Here is a 16,218-nt window from a genome sequence, read left to right on the forward strand (position 1 = left end):
TCTTCCGGAGAGCGCACATGGACGCCTTTTTGCAGAACTTCCTCGACTGGCCGCTTCTGGTCGATTCGTTGCCGGCGCTGTTGGGTACGGGCCTGGTGAACACGTTGATCCTGTCGTTGTTCTCCACGGTGCTCGGCATCGTCGCGGGCATGGTGCTCGCGCTGATGGCCGTGTCCAACACGCGCTGGCTGATGTTTCCTGCGCAGGTGTTCATCGACGTGTTTCGCGGCCTGCCCGCCGCGCTCGTGATTCTCGTGGTCGGCCAGGGGTTGGCGCCCATCGGGCTGTCGATCTTCGGGCCGAACCCCTATCCCCTCGCGATCGTCGCGCTCGCGTTGATCTCGTCCGCGTATATCGCCGAGATTTTCCGCTCGGGCATCCAGAGCGTGGGGCGCGGCCAGATGTATGCGTGCCAGGCGCTAGGCATGACGTACTGGAGCGGCATGCGGCACGTCATCGTGCCGCAGGGCGTGCGGCGCATCCTGCCCGCGCTCGCCAACCAGTTCATTTCGATCGTCAAGGATTCGAGCCTCGTTTATTTTCTCGGGCTGCTCACGTCGCAACGCGATCTCTTCACGATCGGACAAAACACGGCCGTCAACACGGCGAACCTCTCGCCGCTCGTCGCGGCGGGCGTCGTCTATCTGCTGATCACCGTGCCGCTCACGCATGCGATCAATCACATCGACCGCTGGACTAACCGCTTCTCGAACCCCGGCGCGCGCGGCGGCAAGCAGGCGCCGCGCAGCCTGCGCGCAGCGCGGCGCGAGGCAGCACTGCAATCGCATGCAAACACGCAGGCCGCGGCAGCCGGCATCGCCGAACACCGGCATTGAACCCCTCCAACTCAATACACGAACATGGGACCGAAAGTCGATACCGTCGCCGACGACATCCAGCTACCCGAGCGCGCCGATGTGGTCGTGATCGGCGGCGGGATCATCGGCGTTTCCACTGCGCTGTACCTGAGCGACAAGGGCTTGCAGGTTGCGCTGTGCGAGAAAGGACATATCGCGGGCGAGCAATCGAGCCGCAACTGGGGCTGGGTGCGCGTCACGCGCCGCGACCCGCGCGAACTGCTGCTCAGCATCGAAAGCCTCAAGCTGTGGCGCACGCTGGACCGCACGCTGGGCATCGAGACGGGCTTCAACCAGTGCGGCATTCTGTATGTATCGAACGACGACGCGACCCTGGCAAGGCATCGCGACTGGCTCACTCGCGCGCGGCAGATTGCCGGTGACGCATTCGACACGCGAGAAGTCGATACGGAAGCAATAGCCGGACTGCTCCCCGGCTCGACGCGCAGTTTCAAGGGCGGCATCTACACGCCGGGCGACGCGCGCGCCGAACCGCAAAAAGCCGCGCCTGCCATCGCCAACGCGCTGCGCAAGCGAGGTGTCAAGATACTCACGCCCTGTGCCGTACGCGGCATCGAAACGAGCGGCGGACATGTCAGCGCCGTCGTCACCGAGCACGGCACGATCCGCTGCGATGCCGTCGTCGTCGCGGGCGGCGCATGGACGCGCTATTTCTGCGGCAACCTCGGCGTCGAGCTGCCGCAACTGCTGACGCGCGCCTCGGTGCTGCGTACCGAGCCGCTCGAAGGCGGCCCGACGTGCAGCGCGAACAACGAGGAGTTCGCCTTCCGCAAACGCGCCGACGGCGGCTACACGGTCGCGTATGGCCTGCGCACCCACGCGGACCTCACGCCCGATGCGTTCCGCCTGTTCTTCAAGTACATCGAGGCGCTGAAGAGCCAGATGGGGGCGTTGCAGATCCGCGTCGGCAAGCGTTTTCTCGACGAACTGAAGCGGCCGCGCCGCTGGGCGCTCGACCGTCCCACCCTCTTCGAAGCCATCCGCACGCTCGACCCCGATCCCGTCGTGCCGTATGTCGACAACGGACTGCGCGAGTTCGTGAAGGCGTTTCCGCAACTCGCCGGCGCGAAGATTGCGCAGCGCTGGGCCGGTTATATCGACGTCACGCCCGATGCGATTCCCGTGATCTCCGGGGCCGCGCGCGTGCCGGGACTGTTCATCGGCACGGGCTTCTCGGGGCACGGTTTCGGCATTGGACCGGCGGCCGGCAAGCTGATGGCCGATCTCGTCAATAACGACACGCCGCTCGTCGATCCGCACGCGTTTCGCCTCGAACGCTTCAGCGACGGCACGAAAATCACCATCGACGCGGGCTTCTGAGCGTCGCCCATTTCATCGTCAACGGGACAGCACATGGACAAGGTAGCGATGGTGTCGGGCGCGAATCGTGGCATCGGCCGCGAAATCGCGCTGGAGTTGCATCGGCGCGGATATCGGCTGTCGCTCGGCATGCGCGATCCGTCATCGTTCGATAACGAGCTCGACGCGTTTCTGTTCGCGTATGAAGCGCGTGACGAGCATGCCGCCCGCCAGTGGGTCAATGCGACCGTCGATCGTTTCGGCCGTCTGGACGTGCTGGTGAGCAACGCCGGGATCTGCAAGATGATCACGTTCGACGACGGCGCGAGCGAGCTGCTCGATGAAACGCTCGACATCAACGTGAAGGCGCCCTTCCGGCTCGCGCAGGCCGCGTTGCCGTATCTGCGGCGCGCGGGCAGCGGCCGCTTCGTGCAGCTCGCGTCGCTGTCGGGCAAGCGGGTGAAGAACCTGAACGTCGGCTATCAGATGTCGAAGCACGCGGTGATCGCGTTGACTCACGCAGTGCGGCGCGCGGGCTGGGACGACGGCGTGCGCGCGACAGCCGTCTGCCCCGGCTTCGTCAACACCGATATGGCCGCCGGACTCGCCGATCTGCCGCCCGACGCGATGACGCAGCCGGGCGACATCGCATCGATCGTCGTGAATACGCTCGAACTGCCGAACACGGCGAGCATGGCCGAACTGCTGATCAATTGCCGTCACGAAGACATGCTGTGACGACGAAGCTCACGCAGCGATCGGCCCATGATCGGCCTGCTGCGTCTCGCGTGGCGGCACGGCGACGCGCCGTATGTCGCCGTCCGCCAGCGCGGGCGTCGACTCGAACAGTTCGGCGATCCAGTCCGCGAACACACGCACCTTCGCGGACAGATGACGGTTGTTCGGATACACGATCGAAACCGGCTTGGGCTTCGGCTTGAAGTCGGGCAGCACTTCGAGCAGCGATCCGTCGCGCAGTTTCGACGCGACCATGAAGAGCATGGGCTGGATCAGGCCGAAGCCTTCCAGTCCGCACTTGACGTACGCTTCGGAGTCGTTGACCGTGACGACACCGTTCATCCGCACTTCCGTTGGCTTGCCGTCGACGAGAACGATCCACGGCATCGGCCGCGTGTTGTGCGCGACGCGAAAATTCACGGCCTGATGCATGGCCAGATCGTCGATGCTCCGCGGTGCCCCATAGCGCGCCAGATAATCGGGCGAAGCGCACGTCACGCGCTTGAGCGTGCCGACGCGCCGCGCAACCATCGACGAATCTTCGAGCGGACCCGCCCGCACCATGCAGTCGATCCCTTCCTCGACGGGATCGACGGGCCGGTCAGAGAGACCCAGATCGAGCGAGATGTCCGGATAGCGCTCGTGAAAGCTGCGCAACGCCGGAATGACGAGATGACGCCCGAGAGAATTAGGCATGTGCACGCGCAGCGCCCCGCTCGGCTTGCGATTGCCCGCCTGAAAACTCGCGTCCGTTTCCGCGATGTCGGTGATGATGCGGATGCAGTGCTCGTAATACGCCGCGCCTTCCGGCGTGAGCGACAGACGGCGCGTGGTCCGGTTCATCAGACGCACGCCGAGCACCCCTTCGAGATTCTGGATGGTCGTCGTCACCGTCGCGCGCGGCATGCCCATCTGCTCTGCGGCGCGCGTGAAGCTGTTCGCATCGACCACACGAGTGAATACTTCCATTGCCTGAACGCGGTCCACGCTATCCCCTTTCGGCTGCCAAACAACAAGGATAAGACGTGCGGACCGGCAAAAACAAGCAAACACCGCAATTAGCCGGATTTGGCGAACAGTTGGACGCGCCTCGCGTGAAATAGCGCGACGGTAGCGCTTATCGTCCGGCAATTTTGACGCAAACCTGAGGCCTGGCTCAGGTTCGACGCGAGCGGAGATACCGCAAGGGCAAATCAACCGCCGCGATACATCGGGTCGATGCTGTCGGGCTGCTCGCGCCGGCCGGACTGCGTTTTTCCCGACTCGACACCGCCGACGCCGCTTTGATTGCCAGGCCTCGCCTTGTCCGGCGAGGTCGTTTGAGCGCTGTGCCCAACGTGCGACGCTTTCACGACACCGCCGGTTAGAGGACTGGAAGCGGGCCCGTCGTCGCCTGCGAAGGCTGGCAGGGCAACCGACGTCACGCACGCCAGCAACAGCGCGCCGATCAGTTTCGCGTTCATATGGACTCCCTTGAGTGCGTTGAGCAACGAGATGCACGCAAGCCGTCTGGTGCGACGCGCTTCGTGCAATCCACAGCGACAACTGCAGGGGCCATGCCAATCGTGCGCGCGGATCGGCCGGCGACCGCCCGAAGGCCCGCCAATCAAGGCGCTGGGGCTGACGGTGCGGATTCATGCGGCCAGATGAAACGGCCGCAATGGCGGATGGCAGCCGACAGTTTCCCGCTCACTGCGCGGGGCAACCCAACATCCCGAGCGCCGCCGCGCTTCGTCAGCCGACCTGCTCGTCCGCGCTCACACGGAATAGCGCCACGGCGCCGTGAAGATGCTCGCTTTGCGCTTCCAGCGAGGCCGCCGTGGTCGACGCCGATTCGACCAGCGATGCGTTGCTCTGCGTCATCGCTTCCATCTGCACGACGGTCGCGTTGACGAGTTCGATGCCCGCCGTCTGCTCGCGGGACGCAAGACTGATATCCGCCATGATCGCGTTCACGCTCTGCACGGCTTTCAGGATGTCGTCCATCGTCGAGCCCGCGCGCAATACCAGTTCGCTTCCCGCACGCACGCTCTGCGTCGAGTTGCCGATCAGTTCCTTGATTTCCTTCGCGGCGGTCGCACTGCGCTGCGCCAGATGCCGCACCTCGCTGGCCACCACCGCGAAGCCGCGCCCCTGATCGCCCGCGCGCGCCGCTTCGACGGCTGCGTTCAGCGCCAGAATATTGGTCTGGAACGCGATGCTCTCGATCACCCCGACAATCCCGACGATGCGCGCCGAGCTATCCGAGATCGCATCCATCGTGTCGACGACCTGACGCACCACTTCGCCGCCGCGTGTCGCGATGTCGGATGCACGCGTGGCGAGCGCGCTGGCGTCGTGCGCATTGTCGGCGTTCTGCCGCACGGTGGCCGTCAGTTGTTCCATGCTGGCGGCCGCCTGCTGGAGCGAGGCGGCCTGATCGCCCGCACGCATCGACAGATCGCGGTTACCGCTCGCAATCGCGCGGGCGTCGTGCATGATCGCGTCCGTCCCCGCCCTGACCTTGCGCACGACCGCGACGAGACCTTGCTGCATGTCGTTCAGCGCGTCGAGCAGGTAACCCATCTCATTGCGGCGCTCCGTCCTGACGACGGCCGTGAGGTCGCCCGCCGCGATCTTCGCAAAGTATTCGACGGCGGCATTGACGGGCGTGACGATCGCCCGCGTCAGCGCCCGGTGCGCGAGCATGCCGACGATCAGCGCGCTCAAGCCCGCCGCGCCGAAGCCCCAGAGCGTCATGTGAAAGCGCTCGTTCGCGTGATCGAAGCGCATGCGCTGGCGCTGCACCTGAAAGTCCTCCAGCGCGATGAGCGCCTTCTGATATTCGTCGAACAGCGCGACGGGCATCTCGCGCTGCGTGCTCAGGAAGTCGACCAGATTCTCTTCGTCGAGCTGCTTGAGCGCTTTCGAAAAAGCCTGCGCCAGCAGACGGTCGCGTTTGTTCGTCATCGCCGCGAGCAGCGCCGTTTCCTGCGCGTCGGGCGCGTGCAGCGCACGGTACGCATCGAGCTCGCGGTTGCTCTCGGCGAGCAGCACATGCAGTTGCCTGATCTCAGCGGTAGCCGGCTTGCCTGCGCTGATCAGCTGCTCGACGTCCGCGAGTCCCGTGCGAAACACCAGCAGCCGCTCGGAGCTGGTCTTCAGATGCACGACGGAAGCCGTGTCGTCTCGATACATCGCGTCGAGCGCGGCATTGCTCTTGAAGAGCGCAAACACGGCTGCCGCGATAACCAGCATCAACAGCAGCGTGCAACCCGAGATGGTGGCGGCGAGCCCGCCGCGAATCGTGGTGTTTCTGAACATGAGCGCAAGTCAGCGCGCGCGCCGCAAGCGCGGCGCGCGCAGCGTTTCTCCAGTAGTCAGAACGAAAACGGGGCGGCCATGCGATGGCAGGCCGTCTCCAGCACTAACGGCAACGCCGCACGGCTCCCGTGATGCCAGCGCGACACCGATGCGACGAATTGCGACATCGCCGCGCGGCGCCACTCCCCAGCACGGTGCATCGTGCGTCGCGCGCGATCTCGGCGGCGCGCAAAACTCCCCGCCCCGGTGCATCCCGCAGACCGGCCTCCCCGCCCGGCAGGGCTGCGCCACATGGCACGCCTCATGCTTATTGAACGTCATTCAAGTAACTTGAATTTAATTCTTTTCACTTTCATAATCGGCCACGGGCCTTTCACAAGGAAGCGTCATGAACAAGCCTCTTCGCAGTCTGGTCGTCTCGTTGCTCGGTGCGCTCGCACTCGTCGCCGCTACGCCGGGCTGGTCGCAATCCGACGATCTGCTGGCGCGCATCAAGACGAACAAGGAAATCACCATCGCGACGGAGGCCCGTTACGCGCCGTTCGAGTATGTCGACAACGGCAAGATCGTCGGCTATGACGCCGACCTGATGGCCTACGTGCTGAAATCCATCCCCGACGTGAAGGTCAAGCAGCTGGACCTGCCGTTTCAGGGACTGTTGCCGGGACTCGACGCCAAGCGCTTCGACATCGTCGTGACGGCCGTCACCGTCAACAAGGACCGCGTCAGCCACTTCGCGTTCACGCTGCCCGTCGCCGACGCGACGACGGGCGTGCTGCTGCGCAACGGCGACACCAGCATCAAGTCGCCCGACGACCTGAACGGCAAGATCGTCGGCTCGCAGACGGGCTCGGCGCAGTTGCAGGCATTGCAGGCGCTCGACAAGAAACTGAAGGACGCGGGCGGCCCCGGCATCAAGCAGATCAAGCAGTACGTCGCGTTCGACGAAGCCTATGCCGACCTCGCCGTGGGACGGCTCGACGCCGTCGCGCAATCGGTCGCGAACCTGGGACCGTTGATGAAATCGCGCCCGGGCGTGTTCGCGCTGCTGCCGCAGACGATCGGGCCGAAGAGCTACTTCGCCTGGGTGGCGCGCAAGGACAGCGACAGCGCCGCACTGGTCAAGCTCTTCAGCGACGGCATCGCGCGCGCGAACCGCGACGGCACGATGAAGAAGCTGCAGGAAAAGTGGTTCGGCTCGACGATGGACGTCCCAGTCGACGCCGTCCCCGCGCCCTCCATCTGACGTGCCGCGAGCCGCCAGATGAACGCCCCCGATCTGCTCGCACGCTGCGCCGGCTATCTGCCGCAGTTGCTGGACGGCGCATTGACGACCTTGTGGCTGTCGGCGGCTGCCGTGTTCTGCGGCTTCTTTGCCGGCATCTTCATCTACACGATGTCGGCCAGCCAGAGCCGGCTGCTCGCGGGCGCCGCACGGGTCTACGTCAGCGTGTTTCGCGGCACGCCCGTGCTCGCGCAACTGCTCGTGATGTATTACCTGCCTTCGGCGCTCGGGCTCGCGGTGCCGGGCACAGTCGCGGCGGCCATCGGGCTGTCGATGAACACGGCCGCGTATCAGTCGCAGATTCTGGGCGCGGGCTTTCGCTCGATCGCGCGCGGGCAGATCGAAGCAGCCGTCACGTTCAATCTCACGCGCCGTCAGGTGCTGTGGCACATCGAAGTGCCTCAGGTGGTGCGGGTGACGCTGCCCGCGCTCGTGTCGGAGATGATCGATATCGTCAAGGCGTCGGCGGTGGTGTCGGTGATATCCGTCACGGACCTGATGCGCGTCGGCCAGCAACTGTCGTCGTCGACGTACCGGCCGCTCGAGGTGTACACGTGCGCCGCGCTGTTCTATCTGGCCATCACGACGCTGTTGTCCTTTGCCGCGCATTGCTACGAGCGCCGCGCAGTGCCGCGCGCATGACTGGGGATCACTTTCATGGATAACCTGCTCGCTCTCGTGCCGCGCTTCGCCGACGCGATGCTCGTCACGCTTGAAGTCAGCCTGATCGCGGCTGTGCTCGGCATGGCCGGCGGGTTCGCGCTCAATGCGTGGCGCCTGCGTTACGCCCGCGTGCTAGCCGCGCCCTACGGCCTGTTCGTCTGGCTGATCCGCGGCATGCCTTACCTGTCGCAACTGATGATCGTCTACTTCGGGCTGCCCGTTTTCGGTATCACGATGACGGCCGTGCAAGCGACGGTCGTGTCGCTCGCCATCTATGCGAGTGCGTATTTCGCCGAGATTTTTCGCGCTGCATGGGCCAGCGTGCCGCGCGGCCAGATCGAGGCTGCGCAGGCGTTCGGCGTGAGCCGCTGGGCGGCATTCCGCTCGATCGAGCTGCCGCAGGCGCTCGCGTTCGCGGTACCGCTGCTCGCGAACCAGATCATTCTCGTGATCAAGGAGAGCGCTGTCGCTTCCATCATCACGGTCCCCGAACTGACGATGACGGCCAGCGACATCGTCGCCTCCACTTACACGTACATCGGTCCGTATGCGCTGCTGATCGTGAGCTACTGGCTGCTCACGCAGGCCGTGTCGCTGCTGGCGCAGCGCGCGACGGCGACGATTCCTTTTCTGCGTAGCGACACCAATACAGCCACCAATAAAGCCATATGAGCGCTCAACCCATACTCAAGCTGCGCGCCGTCGGCAAGTCGTACGGCGCAACCCGCGTGCTCAAGGGCATCGACCTCGACGTGATGCGCGGCGAAATCGTCACGCTGATCGGGCCGTCCGGCTCGGGCAAGACGACGGCGCTGCGCTGCATGAACTTCCTCGAACCCTACGACGAAGGCGAGGTCTGGATCAAGGGGCAACTGCTCGGCTATCGCTCGGCTGGCCGCACGCCGCGCGATCGCGACAGCGAGGCGAGCGTCGCGGAAGTGCGGCGGCCCGTTTCGATGGTGTTTCAGCAGTTCAATCTGTGGCCGCACATGAGCGTGCTCGACAACGTCGCTGCGCCGCTCGTGCTAGCCAAGAAGATGCGCCGCGCGGACGCGCGCGCCAAAGCGCACGCGGCGCTCGCGCGCGTCGGCCTGCAGCACAAGGCGGACGTCTATCCCGCGCGGCTGAGCGGCGGCCAACAGCAGCGCGTGGGCATTGCGCGTGCGCTCGCCATCGAGCCGGAAGTGATGCTGCTCGACGAACCGACTTCGGCGCTCGATCCCGAACTCGTGGAAGAAGTGCTGAACGTGATCCGTTCACTCGCCCAGGACGGCATGACGATGGTCATGGTCACGCATGAAATGAGCTTTGCCGCGAAGATTTCCGACAAGGTCGTGTTCATGGAGGCGGGGCAGATCGTCGAGTCGGGGCCGCCTTCGCAGCTCTTCGGCAACTCGCGCACGCCTCGTCTCCAGCAATTTCTCAAGCCGTGGTTCGATCGTAGCCTGAGCTTCAGCGCACCGGCGGCAAGGACGGACAGCGCGGCGCAGACGTCGGGGGCGCCGTCATGAAGCGCACCGGTACCCATCACCTCGCAGACGATGCACTGCGCGCCGCCGCAAGCGTCGACGACACACGCCTGCTCGCGTCGATCGAAGCACTCGCGGCATTCGGCGCGCGGTCCGACGGCGGCGTGAACCGCCCCGCTCTCAGTGCTACGGATCTGGAGGCGCGGCGCCATCTGGTCGGGTATGCGCATGCGTTGGGCTGCACCGTCACCACCGACGCATGCGCGAACCTGTTCATCCACCGGCCCGGCAGCGGCGCCGCGCCGCCCGTGATGACGGGCAGCCACATCGACACGCAACCCTCGGGCGGCAAGCTAGACGGCTGCTACGGCGTGCTCGCCGGGCTCGAATGCATGGCCGCGCTCAACGATGCGGGCATCCGCACACGCCGGCCGCTCGAAGTCGCGATCTGGACCAACGAAGAAGGCACGCGCTTCGCGCCCGGCGCGATGGGATCGAGCGCATTTGTCGAGCCGTCGCGCATGCCTGCCTACCTGAACGCCGCCGACGCGGACGGCGTCACACTGGGCGCCGCGCTGGAGCGCTATCGGCATGCGTTGCCCGGCCTGCCGTCACGCGGCGACGCGCCGCCTGCGCATGCTTTCGTCGAGTTGCATATCGAGCAAGGCCCGCAACTGGAGAATGCCGGCGTGCCGCTCGGCATCGTCACGGGCATTCAGGGCGTGCGCTGGTACGAGTTCCACTGCCAGGGCGTGGCTGCGCACGCCGGCACCACGCCGATGCCGATGCGTCGCGATGCGATGACCCTGGCCGTGGCGCTGCGGGCCTCGCTCGAAGCAATCGCCACCTCATTGGGCGGCGATCACACGCGCATCACATTCGGGCGCTGGAGCGTGACGCCGAATTCGATCAACACGATTCCCTCCGACGTGACCTTCTCCGTCGATTTCCGTCATCCCGACGCCCACGTGCTCGATTCGTTCGACGCGCAGGTATCGGCTTGCGCGCAGCGCCACGGCGCGCGCATCGCGCCGCTTTTCACTCACGCGCCGGTGCGTTTCGACGCGACGGTGCTGGCGCGGCTCGACGCCGCCTGCCATGCGCTCGAGGCGCCCGCGCTGCGGCTCACGTCGGGCGCCTTTCACGACGCGATGTATCTCTCGCAGCACTGCCCGACGGCCATGCTGTTCGTGCCGAGCCGTGACGGCATCAGCCACAACCCGGCGGAAGCCACGGACGCCCGTCACCTCGTGCTGGGCGCACGCGCGCTCGCGCACACCCTCACCACCCTTTGCAACGACTGACAAGGAACCCAGATGAGCACGACTGCCGCACACGCCCACGCCCATACCCACACGCATGCACACGCAAGCGACGACAACGGCACGGAACTCGGCCAGAACGCCACCTTGCACGAACCGATTTCCGCCGACGGCACGCCCGAACCCGGCAAGACCTACACGGTGCCCGCCCGCTGCGGCCGCGCCGTGCGCGTCAAGGCGGGGCAAACCATCCGCATCTCGAACCCGCACGGCACGCAGGTCTGCGACACGTGGATCTTCAATGCCACGCACCTGAACGAATTCCTCTCGTTCGAACACACGCGCGCATATATCGACAAGATCATTCCGCAGCCGGGCGACCCGCTCGTGACGAACCATCGCCGCCCGATCGCCGAACTGGCCGCCGACACGTCGCCGGGCGTGCACGATACGCTGATCGCCGCCTGCGACCTGTATCGCTACAGGAACCTGGGCGTGGAGAGCTATCACGACAACTGCGCGGACAATCTGCGGCTGGCGCTGAAGGCAATCGGCCTGCGCACGCGGGAAGTGCCGCAGCCGTTCAACCTGTGGATGAACATTCCCGTCAAGCCGGATTACACGATCGACTGGCTGCCGCCCGTGTCGAAAGCGGGCGACCATGTGGACATCAAGGCGGCGATGGATTGCATCGTCGTGATGTCGGCGTGCCCGCAGGATATCATTCCCATCAACGCACTCAACCCGGTCGAAGTCGAGTTCACGGTTCTCGCCTGATACTCGCCAGGCCGTTTTTTTACGCTGATCGACAGAACGCACACGGTGGCCACCAGAAAAACCCCCACGTCCGGCAACGGCGCTTCCCGCAGGCCGTCCTCACTCGCGCCACGGCGCGCCGCCAAAACGCCCCGCGCGGCAGCGGCTCATTCCGCACAAGGCGCGGCAGCAGAAGGTCTTGGCACACGGCTACGGCACGCGCGCATGGTGCAGCAGCTCACGCTCAAGGCACTGGCGGAGCAGGCGGGCTGCTCGGAGAGCCTGTTGTCGAAAGTCGAGGGCGGCCATGCGACGCCGTCGCTGGCGACCTTGCACCGGATCGCGCTCGCGCTCGACACGAACATCGCTGCGCTGGTGTCCGGTCCTGTCGCGACCGTCACGCCCGTGCAGCGCGCCAGCGAACGGCCATCCGTGCGCTTTCCCGGCGTGCAGCAGGCGTCGGGCCGGCATGGCCGCGCGGGCGGCTCGATCATGCTGGAACGGCTCGTCGTGGCGGGCCCCGGACAACTGCTGCAAGGCGACATTCATGTGCTCGAACCGCTCGCGCGCAGCGACGAGCAGATCAGCCATGCCGGCGAGGAACTGGGCTACGTGCTCGAAGGCGAACTCGAACTCACGCTCGGCAGCGAATGCTACCGGCTGCAGGCGGGCGACTCCTTCTACTTCCCGAGCACCGAGCCGCACAGCTACCGCAATCCCGGCGACTGCATCACCCGCGTGCTGTGGATCAATACGCCGCCAACCTTCTAAAGCGTGCGGTTGGCTGCCGAACGAAAGTGAAACAGGAGTTCAATGTGACGGGCACCGATCTGACCCAGATGCAGCAGCCGCGCTTCGCGGGCATCCCGACTTTCATGCGCGTGCCGTTCAGCACCGACCCGAGCACCTTCGACATCGCGCTGGCGGGCGTGCCCTTCGACGGCGGCGTCACGGCGCGCCCGGGTGCGCGCTTCGGCCCGCGTGAAATCCGCAACATGTCCACGATGATGCGCGGCATCCATCACGTGACGCGCTTCAATCCGTTCGACGCCTGTCGCGTCGCCGATATCGGCGATGTGCCGTTTACCGACCTCTATCATCTCGAACGCGCGCACGACGATATCCGCCGCTTCTTCGAACCGGTGTTCCGCGCCGGCAAGCTTGCGCTGACGGCGGGCGGCGATCACTCCATCACCTATCCGATCTTCCAGGCGCTGGCGCCGCGCGAGCCGATCGCGCTGGTGCATATCGACGCGCACACCGACACCTGGGATTCGTTCAAAGGCTCGAAATTCACGCACGGCGCGCCGTTTCGCCGCGCGGTCGAAGCGGGTCTGCTCGACCCCAGGCGAACCATTCAGATCGGCATTCGCGGGGCGCAGAATTCGGACGAAGGCTGGCGCTACTCGCTCGATCACGGCATGCGCGTCGTGTTCATCGAGGAGTTCGACGCGCTCGGGGCGGCCGCTGTTGCGGCAGAAGCGCGGCGCATCGTCGGCGATGCGCCTGTTTATCTTTCGCTCGATGTCGACGGGCTCGACCCGGTGTTCACGCCGGGCACGGGCACGCCGGAAGTGGGCGGTCTCACGACCCGTGAGACGCAGGCGCTGCTGCGCGGTCTCGACGGGCTCAACTGGGTCGGCGGCGACGTGGTCGAAGTGTCGCCGCCTTACGATCCGAGCGGCAACACCGCGCTCGTCGCCGCGACGCTGATGTACGAAATACTGTGCCTGCTCGCGAGGCGCGCGAGCAGCGAGCACCGTTAGCAGGCCGCCATCGCGCTACTGCTTGCCCTTCCACGGCACGAGCTTGCGCTCCAGCGCGCGCATGCCGAGATCGAACAGCCACGCAATCGCGCCGATCAGCACGATGCCCATCACGACCACATCGGTGCGCAGAAAGCTCGACGCATTGAGCACCATCTGTCCGAGCCCTGCCGTCGCCGCGACCATCTCGGCGGCGACCAGCGTGGTCCAGCCGAAGCCGATCGCGATGCGCAGCCCCGTGAGAATCTCCGGCAGCGCGGCGGGCAACACGACGTGCAGCACGACCTGCCTGAAGTTCGCGCCGAGCGACCACGCGGCATTGATCTGCTCGACGGTTGCGCTGCGTACGCCCGCACGCGCGGCCATGGCAATCGGCGCGAAGCACGCGAGCCAGATGACGACAAGCTTCGCCGTTTCGTCGATGCCGAACCAGATCACCACGAGCGGCAGATACGCGAGCGGCGGCAGCGGCCGGTAGAACTCGATGGGCGGATCGAGCAGACCGCGCGCAACGCGGCTCACGCCCATCAGCACGCCGATGGGAACGGCCGTCGCGCAGGCGAGCGCAAATGCGACGAACACGCGGATTGCGCTCCACATCAAGTGTTCCGACAACGGCAGTCCGCCCTGGATGCGGCCGTTCCATGCGTCGGCGAATGCGCGCCAGACGGCCTCCGGCGACGGCAGAAACAGCGGCGGCACCCAGCCGAAATGCGACGAGGTCCACCACAGCAGCAGCAAGGCCGCCAAGCAAAACGTGCTGAGCGCGGCGGTCGGCCCTTCGCCGGGCATGCCGCGATTCGACTTGCGCCTGCGCGTGCGCGTGCGTGGCGCGTCGGCGTCGGCGTCGGCGCGGCGCGATGCACGCACGCGGCCCGTTGCGTTTTGCCGCGAAGAATCGATCGAGTTCATCAGGCGGCCTCCCGCACCGTCTCATGCAAGCGGCGCGTCAAACGCTCGCGCCACTCGATAAAGCCCGCCGACGACTTCACCGCGCGCGCATCGCGCGATGCGAGATATGCGCGCGCGAACGGCAGCTCATGCACTTCCGCGACGCGTCCCGGACCCGGCGTCATCAGCACGAGACGCGTCGCGAGAAACAATGCCTCTTCGACGCTGTGCGTGATGAAGAACACCGTCTTTTGCGTGCGCGACCAGACGTCGAGCACGAGTTCCTGAACCGTTTCGCGCGTGAGCGCGTCGAGCGCGCCCATCGGCTCGTCCATCAACAGCACTTGCGGGTCGCTCGCCAATGCGCGGGCGATGCCCACGCGCTGCTGCATGCCGCCCGACAGCGCGTACACCTTGGCGTTCGCATGCCGCTCCAGGCCGACCAGCGCGAGGGTGCGCCGCGCGATCGCGTGCCGCTCGTCGCGCGCGACGCCGCGAAAGCGAAGTCCGAGCGCCACGTTGTCGAGCACGTTGAGCCACGGCATCAACGCATGCTTCTGAAACACCACGCCGCGCTCGGCGCCCGGTCCTTCGATCGGCGCATCGTTCAGCCGCACTTCGCCTTGCGTGGGATCGACGAAACCGGCGATGCAATTGAGCAGCGTGGTCTTGCCGCAACCCGACGCGCCCAGCGCGACGACGAATTCGCCGCTGTCGATGCGCAGATCGACGCCCGCGAGCGCAGGCTCATCCGCACCGTCATAGGTCACGCCGACGCCGCGGATTTCCAGCGCGCTCATCGCGCGGCCTGTTGCGCGAAGCGAGGATTCACCGCGCCCGAATAGTCGGGCAGCACGTTCTGGATCGTGCCCTGCGTCTTCAGGAAGGCCGCCGTCGCCGCCAGCGATGCCGCCGCGCCCGACTGCTTGCCGCCGCCGAGCCACGTCGGCGACGCCTGTTCCGCGGGCGTCGGGAATGCGTACAACGCCAGGCTTGCGGGCACGTCGGCGGGCGCTGCGCCCGACTCCTGCGCGACAGCCTGCACTTCCTTCGACGCGGGCGTCCACGCCGCCTTGTGATCGCGATACTGCGCATCCGTTTCGGCCAGCACCTTGACGAGGCCCGTCATGAACGCGGCATTGTCGCGCTCGAACTGGCGCGCGGCGACGAAGCCGTCGAACGTCGCCTTGCCCGATTCCTTCGCGACTTCGCCCGACGTGATCAGCACCTTGCCGTTCTGCTTGACCTTCGCGAGCACCGGGTCCCAGATGTACGTCGCGTCGATATTGCCGCGCTGCCACGCGGCCGCGACCTCGGGCGGGCGCAGGTTGAGGATCTTCACCGTCGACGGATCGACGCCCGCCTGCTGCAACGCGACGAGCGCATGGAAGTGCGACGTCGACACGAACGGCAGGCCGATCGTCTTGCCCTTCAGGTCGGCGAGCTTCGTCACGCCCGAGCCGTCGCGCGCGACGAGCGCTTCCGCGTCGTTGATGTTGTCGAGAATCCAGAACAGCGACAGGTCCACGCCCTGCGACAGCCCCGCCGCGATCGGGCTGGAACCCGCTTCGCCGAGCTGGATCGAGCCGGACGCGAGCGCGCGGATCACATCCGCGCCGCTGCCGAGCTTGCGGTACGTCACCTTGTAGCCGGTGGCTTTTTCGACGGCACCCGTGACCTGCGCGTAACGCCACGGCACGACCATGTCCTGATAGCCGATCACGACTTCGCGGGTGTCGGCGTGGGCGGGCGAGACGATCGCGGCCGACGCCACGACGAACGCGGCCGCGTGCAACGCGCGGCGCAGGAAAGAGAGAGTGTGGTTCATCGGAAGATTGCGTGCTGGTTATGGAAACTGCATGAGGCTTCCGACTATAGGCACTTCTTGCCGCCGTCGTTCGAATGTTT

General features: G+C 66.0%; 17 protein-coding genes. 11 read left to right on the forward strand and 6 right to left on the reverse strand.

Annotated features, from left to right (window positions below; translation table 11 throughout):
- Positions 1 to 17: 17 nt before the first annotated feature.
- From C2L66_RS34315 to C2L66_RS34325, 3 genes are read left to right on the forward strand one after another with little or no spacing between them, the layout of a single operon-like run.
- The gene (locus C2L66_RS34315; protein ID WP_035994323.1) at positions 18 to 836 is read left to right on the forward strand and encodes an amino acid ABC transporter permease; all 819 of its coding nucleotides are present in this window, start codon (positions 18 to 20) and stop codon (positions 834 to 836) included.
- Positions 837 to 860: 24 nt separating this feature from the next.
- Positions 861 to 2,198, forward strand: coding sequence for an NAD(P)/FAD-dependent oxidoreductase (locus C2L66_RS34320; RefSeq protein WP_054932235.1), 1,338 nt, complete (start codon positions 861 to 863; stop codon positions 2,196 to 2,198).
- Between the two features lie 33 nt (positions 2,199 to 2,231).
- The gene (locus C2L66_RS34325; protein ID WP_060608203.1) at positions 2,232 to 2,915 is read left to right on the forward strand and encodes an SDR family NAD(P)-dependent oxidoreductase; all 684 of its coding nucleotides are present in this window, start codon (positions 2,232 to 2,234) and stop codon (positions 2,913 to 2,915) included.
- Between the two features lie 9 nt (positions 2,916 to 2,924).
- On the opposite strand, the gene C2L66_RS34330 is transcribed toward C2L66_RS34325, so the two are convergent.
- The 3 genes from C2L66_RS34330 to C2L66_RS34340 form a co-directional block, all read right to left on the reverse strand.
- Positions 2,925 to 3,902: a LysR family transcriptional regulator gene (locus C2L66_RS34330; protein WP_060608205.1), complete on the reverse strand. Its 978-nt coding sequence runs from the start codon at positions 3,900 to 3,902 to the stop codon at positions 2,925 to 2,927.
- A 206-nt stretch (positions 3,903 to 4,108) separates the two neighbouring features.
- Positions 4,109 to 4,378: a hypothetical protein gene (locus C2L66_RS34335; protein WP_060608207.1), complete on the reverse strand. Its 270-nt coding sequence runs from the start codon at positions 4,376 to 4,378 to the stop codon at positions 4,109 to 4,111.
- A gap of 271 nt (positions 4,379 to 4,649) precedes the next feature.
- Positions 4,650 to 6,218, reverse strand: coding sequence for a methyl-accepting chemotaxis protein (locus C2L66_RS34340; RefSeq protein WP_060608210.1), 1,569 nt, complete (start codon positions 6,216 to 6,218; stop codon positions 4,650 to 4,652).
- Positions 6,219 to 6,606: 388 nt separating this feature from the next.
- On the opposite strand from C2L66_RS34340, the gene C2L66_RS34345 reads away from it, so the two are divergent.
- The 8 genes from C2L66_RS34345 (at position 6,607) to speB (ending at position 13,419) form a co-directional block, all read left to right on the forward strand.
- Positions 6,607 to 7,464, forward strand: coding sequence for a transporter substrate-binding domain-containing protein (locus C2L66_RS34345; protein WP_054932241.1), 858 nt, complete (start codon positions 6,607 to 6,609; stop codon positions 7,462 to 7,464).
- Positions 7,465 to 7,482: 18 nt separating this feature from the next.
- Positions 7,483 to 8,145, forward strand: coding sequence for an amino acid ABC transporter permease (locus tag C2L66_RS34350; RefSeq protein WP_054932242.1), 663 nt, complete (start codon positions 7,483 to 7,485; stop codon positions 8,143 to 8,145).
- Between the two features lie 15 nt (positions 8,146 to 8,160).
- Complete coding sequence (locus C2L66_RS34355; RefSeq protein ID WP_060608213.1) at positions 8,161 to 8,838, forward strand: amino acid ABC transporter permease; 678 nt, start codon at positions 8,161 to 8,163, stop codon at positions 8,836 to 8,838.
- Positions 8,835 to 9,677, forward strand: coding sequence for an amino acid ABC transporter ATP-binding protein (locus C2L66_RS34360; RefSeq protein WP_060608214.1), 843 nt, complete (start codon positions 8,835 to 8,837; stop codon positions 9,675 to 9,677). The genes C2L66_RS34355 and C2L66_RS34360 overlap by 4 nt, the downstream gene beginning before the upstream one ends.
- Positions 9,674 to 10,939, forward strand: coding sequence for a M20 family metallo-hydrolase (locus tag C2L66_RS34365; RefSeq protein ID WP_060608215.1), 1,266 nt, complete (start codon positions 9,674 to 9,676; stop codon positions 10,937 to 10,939). The genes C2L66_RS34360 and C2L66_RS34365 overlap by 4 nt, the downstream gene beginning before the upstream one ends.
- A 12-nt stretch (positions 10,940 to 10,951) precedes the next feature.
- Entirely contained in the window at positions 10,952 to 11,674 is a 723-nt protein-coding gene (locus C2L66_RS34370; RefSeq protein ID WP_060608221.1) for a DUF1989 domain-containing protein, read from the forward strand.
- A 204-nt stretch (positions 11,675 to 11,878) separates the two neighbouring features.
- Positions 11,879 to 12,424 (forward strand): cupin domain-containing protein, encoded by a 546-nt coding sequence (locus C2L66_RS34375; protein WP_054932247.1) that lies wholly within the window; start codon positions 11,879 to 11,881, stop codon positions 12,422 to 12,424.
- A gap of 44 nt (positions 12,425 to 12,468) precedes the next feature.
- Complete coding sequence (gene speB, locus C2L66_RS34380; RefSeq protein ID WP_082670559.1) at positions 12,469 to 13,419, forward strand: agmatinase; 951 nt, start codon at positions 12,469 to 12,471, stop codon at positions 13,417 to 13,419.
- 15 nt (positions 13,420 to 13,434) lie between these two features.
- Here the strand turns inward: speB and C2L66_RS34385 are convergent, their stop codons facing one another.
- Genes C2L66_RS34385 through tauA form a run of 3 tightly spaced genes read right to left on the reverse strand, consistent with a single transcriptional unit; the run spans position 13,435 to position 16,138 of the window.
- Positions 13,435 to 14,331, reverse strand: coding sequence for an ABC transporter permease subunit (locus C2L66_RS34385; protein ID WP_060608222.1), 897 nt, complete (start codon positions 14,329 to 14,331; stop codon positions 13,435 to 13,437).
- On the reverse strand, positions 14,331 to 15,110 hold the full coding sequence (locus C2L66_RS34390) for a taurine ABC transporter ATP-binding protein (RefSeq protein WP_054932249.1): 780 nt from the start codon (positions 15,108 to 15,110) through the stop codon (positions 14,331 to 14,333). Before C2L66_RS34390 ends, C2L66_RS34385 begins: the two co-directional genes overlap by 1 nt.
- Entirely contained in the window at positions 15,107 to 16,138 is a 1,032-nt protein-coding gene (gene tauA / locus C2L66_RS34395; RefSeq protein ID WP_054932250.1) for a taurine ABC transporter substrate-binding protein, read from the reverse strand. The genes C2L66_RS34390 and tauA overlap by 4 nt, the downstream gene beginning before the upstream one ends.
- Between the last annotated feature and the right edge of the window lie 80 nt (positions 16,139 to 16,218).

It is taken from the genome of Paraburkholderia caribensis (genome assembly GCF_002902945.1).
Classification (GTDB): Bacteria; Pseudomonadota; Gammaproteobacteria; order Burkholderiales; family Burkholderiaceae; genus Paraburkholderia; species Paraburkholderia caribensis.

Bases quoted from the DNA above. Each gene is read 5' to 3' on its own strand.
- C2L66_RS34315 (WP_035994323.1), top strand. From the start codon at position 18: ATGGACGCCTTTTTGCAGAACTTCCTCGACTGGCCGCTTCTGGTCGAT.
- C2L66_RS34320 (WP_054932235.1), top strand. From the start codon at position 861: ATGGGACCGAAAGTCGATACCGTCGCCGACGACATCCAGCTACCCGAG.
- C2L66_RS34325 (WP_060608203.1), top strand. From the start codon at position 2,232: ATGGACAAGGTAGCGATGGTGTCGGGCGCGAATCGTGGCATCGGCCGC.
- C2L66_RS34335 (WP_060608207.1), bottom strand. From the start codon at position 4,378: ATGAACGCGAAACTGATCGGCGCGCTGTTGCTGGCGTGCGTGACGTCG.
- C2L66_RS34340 (WP_060608210.1), bottom strand. From the start codon at position 6,218: ATGTTCAGAAACACCACGATTCGCGGCGGGCTCGCCGCCACCATCTCG.
- C2L66_RS34345 (WP_054932241.1), top strand. From the start codon at position 6,607: ATGAACAAGCCTCTTCGCAGTCTGGTCGTCTCGTTGCTCGGTGCGCTC.
- C2L66_RS34350 (WP_054932242.1), top strand. From the start codon at position 7,483: ATGAACGCCCCCGATCTGCTCGCACGCTGCGCCGGCTATCTGCCGCAG.
- C2L66_RS34355 (WP_060608213.1), top strand. From the start codon at position 8,161: ATGGATAACCTGCTCGCTCTCGTGCCGCGCTTCGCCGACGCGATGCTC.
- C2L66_RS34360 (WP_060608214.1), top strand. From the start codon at position 8,835: ATGAGCGCTCAACCCATACTCAAGCTGCGCGCCGTCGGCAAGTCGTAC.
- C2L66_RS34365 (WP_060608215.1), top strand. From the start codon at position 9,674: ATGAAGCGCACCGGTACCCATCACCTCGCAGACGATGCACTGCGCGCC.
- C2L66_RS34370 (WP_060608221.1), top strand. From the start codon at position 10,952: ATGAGCACGACTGCCGCACACGCCCACGCCCATACCCACACGCATGCA.
- C2L66_RS34375 (WP_054932247.1), top strand. From the start codon at position 11,879: ATGGTGCAGCAGCTCACGCTCAAGGCACTGGCGGAGCAGGCGGGCTGC.
- C2L66_RS34385 (WP_060608222.1), bottom strand. From the start codon at position 14,331: ATGAACTCGATCGATTCTTCGCGGCAAAACGCAACGGGCCGCGTGCGT.
- C2L66_RS34390 (WP_054932249.1), bottom strand. From the start codon at position 15,110: ATGAGCGCGCTGGAAATCCGCGGCGTCGGCGTGACCTATGACGGTGCG.
- tauA (WP_054932250.1), bottom strand. From the start codon at position 16,138: ATGAACCACACTCTCTCTTTCCTGCGCCGCGCGTTGCACGCGGCCGCG.